This is a genomic window from Marinobacter salexigens, assembly GCF_002806945.1.
Lineage (GTDB): Bacteria > Pseudomonadota > Gammaproteobacteria > Pseudomonadales > Oleiphilaceae > Marinobacter > Marinobacter salexigens.
Genome location: NZ_NIHC01000005.1, coordinates 438,900 through 445,627, shown reverse-complemented (window position 1 = coordinate 445,627; position 6,728 = coordinate 438,900). Strand labels below are relative to the sequence as shown.

Genomic DNA, 6,728 nt, shown 5'->3' with positions numbered 1-6,728 from the left:
TGCGCCGATGGTAGTGTGGCATTTGCCCATGTGAGAGTAGGTCATCGTCAGACTCTTAATACCCAAAACCCCAGCTTCCAAAGAAGCTGGGGTTTTTTTATGCCCGGAATTTAGGTTTGGCAACAGACTGAACACTGCCCCCTACACCTCCGGGTGATATACTGTTTCTATTAAAGCCAATTCCGATACGGAGAACCTCAATGTCTGGCAACGATCATCTGGTTATTTTCGATACAACTCTCCGTGATGGTGAGCAAAGCCCCGGCGCCACCATGAATAAAACCGAGAAGCTTCGTATAGCCAAAGCTCTTGAAAAGCTTCGTGTGGACGTTATTGAGGCAGGCTTTGCAATTGCGAGCCAAGGTGACTTTGAGGCGGTTAAATCCATTGCCGAAACTATCAAAGGTTCAACGATTTGTAGCCTTGCCCGTGCCTTGGACAGTGATATTGATCGGGCGGCCGAGGCAATTCGCCCGGCGGAAAGAGGGCGCATCCATACATTCATTGCCACCTCCCCCATTCACATGCAGCACAAATTGCAAATGCAGCCGGACGAGGTGATTGAGCAGGCTGTGCGGTCTGTAAAGCGTGCACGAAGCCATGTCGATGATGTCGAGTTTTCCTGTGAAGACGCTGGCCGCTCAGAGCTGGACTTTCTCTGTCGGATTATTGAAGCGGCGATAGACGCCGGCGCAAACACTATCAACATTCCCGACACGGTTGGCTATGCCATACCGGAGCAGTTCGCAGAAACTATTCATCAGCTGCTTAACCGTATACCCAATGCGGATAAAGCGATCTTTTCCGTACACTGTCACAACGACTTGGGTTTGGCCGTGGCTAATTCACTGGCGGCTGTAACCCGCGGTGCGCGCCAGATCGAATGTACCATTAACGGATTGGGGGAGCGCGCAGGTAACGCCTCGCTGGAAGAGATTGTGATGGCAGTGCGTACACGGCAGGATTTCTTCAATATTGATACCCGGATAGACGCTAGCCATATCGTTCCGGCGTCGCGTCTGGTTTCTACGATCACAGGCTTCCCAGTACAGCCAAACAAGGCCATCGTGGGCGCTAATGCGTTTGCTCATGAATCAGGTATTCATCAGGATGGCGTGCTTAAACATCGCGAAACCTACGAAATTATGCGGGCAGAAGATGTTGGCTGGCATACCAACAGCTTGGTATTAGGGAAACACTCGGGTCGTAATGCATTCCGCACCCGGTTGTTGGAGCTTGGTATCCAGTTTGAAACTGAAACTGAGCTGAATGAAGCATTTACCCGATTTAAAGCTCTGGCTGATTTGAAACACGAGATTTTCGATGAAGATTTGCAGGCTATTGCCAGTGACACCCGGCAGAAGGATGAGGAGGGTCGTTATGGCTTGGTGTGCCTGCAGGTGTGCTCGGAAACAGGCGTTGTGCCGAAGGCTACCCTCACGATGACCATGGACGGAAAAGAGCACAAAGTTGAAGCAGATGGTAGCGGGCCGGTTGATGCGGCATTCAAGGCCATAGAGTCACTGGTAGATTCCGGGTGCAGCTTGCAGCTTTACTCTGTAAACAATATCACCAGCGGTACCGATGCTCAGGGTGAGGTGACTGTTCGTCTTGAGCGAGGCGGGCGCATTGTAAACGGTATCGGTGCCGATACAGACATCATCATTGCCTCGGCCAAAGCCTATATAGAAGCGCTAAACCTCATAAGCAGTGGCGGCATCCGGCAGCACCCACAGGTTGCAGATGTTTAAATGATCCAGATTGAGGCGCAGAGGCAGTTTTATCTCGGGGCAGCAGGTGTTCGCCTGTGGTATGCCCGCGAGCCGCTACCGGGTGCAGCACCTAGCCCGGAGTTTCTGTTCCCGGAGCCGGAAGAGCCCGCACAGCACCCTGTATCCGGCCAAAAAACAGGGCCTGATGCGGGAAGGGTCGGTTCGGCAAGAAGCTTCCCGGCTGCTGATAAAAAAAGCGGGCAACGAATTGCCAGCCTTCAGGCGCTGATGGAGAGCAAGGCAGAGCCAGAATCTCTGGGCGCCACAGAGACTGATCCGCTGGTGGCAACTGAGACTGTTGAGAGTGTATCTAAGGGTGATGCCCTGTCGGTAGATGCTCAGGCACATGCACTCCGGGAGGTTAACTTAAGCCTGGGCGTGTTTGCTGGTGTGAATTACGTGCTTGTTGCCGATATTTCCAAAGCAGCGAGTTTACGCCTGCAGGAGACCCTTGCCACAAATATATTGAAAAGCCTCGGGGACGACCAGACAAGTGCCCCGCAATGGGTTGACTGGCCAGTATTCAGGAATCGTCTGGTTCCCGGTAACTCGCTTACTGACTTGAGGGCGGTAATGCAGAGTGTGTTGACCGAAACAGCTGGCAGGAAGGTTATTGTGCTTGGGACGCTGGGTGATCTTGGTGGGCGTAGCAGAGAAACCGGCTGGCTGGTTGATGTTCTGGGGCGCAATCCTGATGTTGAGTACGAGCATTCACTTGCGGCACTCGCGAGCAATCCAGACCTGAAGCGCTCATTGTGGCAGCAGCTTAAACCTCTGGGTAGATCGTGATGCACCGAAATGTGGCCTCATATGACCCTTCCCAAGGGCTGGAGTTGACGGTTCGACCTTTGGCGCCCGAAAATCTGCCAGAGGTTCTCGAGATTGAGCGCCAAGCATACTCCTACCCCTGGTCTGAAGGAGTATTTCTGGATTGCTTCAAGCCAGACTATCGGTTTTGGGGCGCCTGTCTTGGAGATTCATTGGCTGGCTATGCTGTTGTGGTCTATATCCTTGATGAGGTGCACCTGCTGAATCTTTGTGTCCATCCGGGATGCCGAAGCCGGGGCGTCGGGAAGCGGTTGTTGCGACACCTGATCGCGGAAGCTACCCGAAATGATATGAATCAGGTTCTTCTTGAAGTCCGGCAAAGTAACAGCATGGCGTGTAAATTGTATCGTAATGAGGGTTTTGAGGAGATAGGTCGCCGCCCTCGATATTATCCAATGGCCAACGGTAGGGAGGATGCGAGGGTTATGTCCTTGCTCTTGCATCCCTGACGTCTGGTGCTAGTGTTCGCGTAACGGCCTCTTAGCCCTTATAATGGCCGACTTTTCCGAATATCTGACGCGGGTTTCTCTTAGACTATGTCTCACCTTTCCCAGGAAGTGGCCAAGCGCCGCACCTTTGCAATCATTTCTCACCCGGACGCCGGTAAAACAACCATTACCGAAAAGGTGTTGTTGTTTGGGCATGCACTGCAAAAAGCAGGGACAGTCAAAGGCAAGAAGTCTGGTCAGCATGCAAAGTCAGACTGGATGGAGATGGAAAAGGAGCGGGGAATCTCCGTAACCACCTCGGTAATGCAGTTTCCTTATGGCGGTAAGTTGGTGAATTTGCTGGATACGCCGGGCCACGAGGATTTCTCTGAAGATACATACCGCACCCTTACCGCCGTTGATTCTTGTTTGATGGTGATCGACAGCGCAAAAGGCGTAGAAGAGCGCACCATCAAACTGATGGAAGTTACCCGTCTCAGAGATACGCCTATTCTCACCTTCATGAACAAGCTAGACCGGGACACGCGCGACCCGGTGGAGCTTATGGATGAGGTGGAGGAAGTTCTGAATATTGCGTGCGCACCGATTACCTGGCCCATTGGGATGGGGAAGAGTTTTAAGGGTGTGTACCACCTGCTTCGGGATGAGGTGATTCTCTATCAGAGCGGACATGGGCACGAAATTCAGGAGGAGCGGATCATAAGCGGGCTCGACAACCCGGAACTTGACACTATTCTGGGTGAGTACGCCAGTGATTTGCGTGATGAGGTAGAGCTGGTGAAAGGTGCCTCTCACGAATTTGAGCGGGAAGCGTTCCTCGCGGGTGAGCTCAGTCCGGTATTTTTCGGAACGGCTCTGGGAAACTTTGGGGTCGATCATATGCTGGATGGTTTGGTGGATTGGGCGCCTGCACCTCAGCCTCGAGAGACGGATGCGCGGTTGGTGCAGCCTGAAGATGAGAGATTCTCGGGTTTTGTATTTAAAATACAGGCTAACATGGATCCCCAGCACCGTGATCGTGTGGCGTTTATGCGCATTGTATCGGGCAAGTACAGCCAGGGAATGAAAGCGCGCCACGTGCGTATCGCAAAAGATGTGCGTTTTTCTGATGCGCTGACATTTATGGCTGGCGACAGGGAGCAGGCTCAGGAGGCTTACGCTGGGGATATTATCGGGCTGCATAACCACGGAACTATCCAGCTGGGGGATACCTTTACCGCTGGTGAGGATATGAAGTTCAAGGGCATCCCCAATTTTGCACCTGAACTATTTCGCCGTATCCGTTTGAAAGACCCGCTGAAAGCGAAGCAGTTACAGAAAGGTTTGATTCAGCTTTCAGAAGAGGGGGCGGTTCAGGTTTTCCGGCCCTTGCGAAATAACGACCTGATTGTCGGGGCCGTGGGTGTTTTGCAGTTCGACGTTGTGGTTAGTCGCCTCAAGACTGAGTATAAGGTTGAAGCTGTTTATGAGCCCATCAACGTTGCTACAGCGCGCTGGGTAACCTGTGCAGATGATCGCAAACTGGATGAGTTCCAGCGCAGGAATAATGACAACCTGGCCTTTGATGGTGGAGATCGGTTGGCGTATATCGCACCAACCATGGTTAATCTCAACCTGGCTCAAGAGCGCTACCCGGATATTCAATTCCATAAGACCCGGGAGCACTAGCCTTTAATGGCGGGAGGCAAGTTTGAAGCTGGTTGATGCCCACTGTCATTTTGATTTTCCCCAGTTCGATGGCAAGCGTTCTCAGGAGCTCGCAATAGCCGCTGAGAATGGGGTGGTCGGGCTGGTTATTCCCGGCGTCCGGCGCTCGGATTGGGGGCGCGTTCAGAGCACGGCGCAAGCTTTTCCGGGTCTCTATTACTGTCTTGGCATCCACCCTTGGTTTGTAGAGAAAAGTTCCTCCGAAGATCTGGATGCCCTGAAAGCAGCGCTGGCGAAAAGGTCGGAGCTTTGTGTGGGGGTTGGTGAATGTGGGCTGGATCGCCTTCGCGGTAATATGGGGATTCAGCTCCCTTGGTTCGAAGCGCAGATTAATTTGGCCTCTGAGGTGGATTGTCCGTTAGTGATCCATTCGGTAAGAGCGCATGACGAAGTGCATGCTGCCCTCAGGCGCGCAAACTGGAGTGGCCGGGCTCTGGTGCATGGCTTCTCTGGTAGTTATCAGCAGGCAAGCAAGTTAGTGGATCTTGGGTGTTATGTTGGTGTGGGTGGTATAATTACTCACCCGCGGGCTCAGAAAACCCGCGATACAATTGCACGATTGCCACTTGAGACTCTGGTGCTGGAAACAGATGCTCCGGACATGGCGCCGGACGGGGTAAAGCCGGGTGCCAATTCGCCTGTGTATCTTCGCAGGATACTTGAAAGTCTCTGTGATTTAAGGAATGAGCCGGTAGGAGAGGTTAGTTCCGTGCTTTTTTCCAATACAGAATTACTTTATGGTCAATCCTTGTGGTGAAGGTTTGACCATAAAACAGAGAAAGGCAGGGTTGGATTTTATTTTTGGTTCGAGTATACTTCGCGCCCTGGCTTTTCAAGGCGATGCTACTATCTCAGCCCCGAATAGAGCACTGCCATCAAATTACAGGTACAGAACCTCCTCCGGGTGTACGACACTTTCCGGTGGCGGTTTTTAACGTTTCTTTTTATAGCGTTCAAGGCGGTATCAATGAAGACTCTGAGTGCGAAACCAGAAGCCGTAAAACGTGACTGGTACGTTGTAGACGCAGCCGGCAAGACGCTGGGTCGTCTGTCAACCGAAATCGCCCGTCGTCTGCGGGGCAAGCATAAGCCTGAGTACACCCCTCATGTAGACACTGGCGATTACATTGTTGTTATCAATGCGGGCCAGGTGCGGGTTACCGGCAACAAGTCATCTGACAAGGTGTACTACAGTCATACCGGATTTCCGGGTGGGCTTAAGTCCATCAGCTTCGAGAAGCTGGTTGACAAGGCGCCTGAGCAAGTCATTCAGAAGTCTGTCAAAGGCATGCTTCCGAAGGGCCCGCTTGGTCGTGCCATGTTCAAAAAGCTGAAAATTTATGCCGGCGCTGAGCACCCTCACACAGCCCAGCAGCCCAAAGAACTCGACATTTAACGGAAGGCGGATATGTCTGTAGCACAAAATTACGGTACTGGTCGCCGCAAAACGTCCACGGCTCGGGTGTTCATCAAGCCGGGAAGCGGTAACATTTCAATAAACGGTCGCTCAATCGAAGATTTCTTCGGGCGTGAGACTCTTCGCATGATCGTGCGTCAGCCTCTGGTTGTTGCTGAGTCAGCAGACCGTTTTGATATCAACATCACTGTTAAAGGTGGTGGTAGCAGTGGTCAGGCGGGCGCGATTCGCCACGGGCTGACCCGTGCGTTGATGGATTACGACGAAACTCTGCGTCCGGCGATGCGTTCAGCGGGCTATGTGACCCGTGATGCTCGTGCAGTTGAGCGTAAGAAAGTTGGTCTGCGTAAGGCGCGTAAGCGTCCACAGTTCTCCAAGCGTTAAGTTCCGCTGGAGCAGATCTCAGGAAAACCCGGCTATTTGGTCGGGTTTTTTTGTTTCAGACTCAATGGTATTCAAATTGATCTGGAGCAGAGAAGAGGCTCTGGCGGCGGCTTTCCGACTTGTAAGGACATGGTAATTTCATTACCATTTGAGCGCTTATAATTTTGGATT

General features: G+C 52.3%; 7 protein-coding genes. All 7 read left to right on the top strand.

Translation table 11 applies throughout. The annotated features are described in order from the left end of the window. Window positions 1-200: 200 nt before the first annotated feature. The 7 genes from CDH47_RS12275 to rpsI all read left to right on the top strand — a co-directional run bounded on the left by CDH47_RS12275 (window position 201) and on the right by rpsI (window position 6,557). On the top strand, window positions 201-1,751 hold the full coding sequence (locus tag CDH47_RS12275) for a 2-isopropylmalate synthase (protein WP_100640175.1): 1,551 nt from the start codon (window positions 201-203) through the stop codon (window positions 1,749-1,751). Continuing rightward, complete coding sequence (locus tag CDH47_RS12270) at window positions 1,752-2,561, top strand: 2-isopropylmalate synthase (protein ID WP_100640174.1); 810 nt, start codon at window positions 1,752-1,754, stop codon at window positions 2,559-2,561. It begins immediately after the preceding gene. After that, window positions 2,561-3,049 carry a ribosomal protein S18-alanine N-acetyltransferase gene (gene rimI / locus CDH47_RS12265; protein WP_100640173.1) on the top strand — a complete coding sequence of 163 codons (489 nt, stop codon included), beginning with the start codon at window positions 2,561-2,563 and terminating at the stop codon, window positions 3,047-3,049. Before CDH47_RS12270 ends, rimI begins: the two co-directional genes overlap by 1 nt. 87 nt (window positions 3,050-3,136) lie before the next feature. Then, on the top strand, window positions 3,137-4,717 hold the full coding sequence (gene prfC, locus CDH47_RS12260) for a peptide chain release factor 3 (RefSeq protein WP_100640172.1): 1,581 nt from the start codon (window positions 3,137-3,139) through the stop codon (window positions 4,715-4,717). 22 nt (window positions 4,718-4,739) lie between these two features. Further along, window positions 4,740-5,513 carry a TatD family hydrolase gene (locus tag CDH47_RS12255; RefSeq protein ID WP_100640171.1) on the top strand — a complete coding sequence of 258 codons (774 nt, stop codon included), beginning with the start codon at window positions 4,740-4,742 and terminating at the stop codon, window positions 5,511-5,513. Between the two features lie 210 nt (window positions 5,514-5,723). After that, complete coding sequence (gene rplM / locus CDH47_RS12250) at window positions 5,724-6,152, top strand: 50S ribosomal protein L13 (RefSeq protein WP_100640170.1); 429 nt, start codon at window positions 5,724-5,726, stop codon at window positions 6,150-6,152. A 12-nt stretch (window positions 6,153-6,164) separates the two neighbouring features. Further along, a complete protein-coding gene (rpsI, locus tag CDH47_RS12245; protein ID WP_100640169.1) occupies window positions 6,165-6,557 on the top strand; it encodes a 30S ribosomal protein S9 in 393 nt (130 codons plus the stop codon). Window positions 6,558-6,728: the final 171 nt, after the last annotated feature.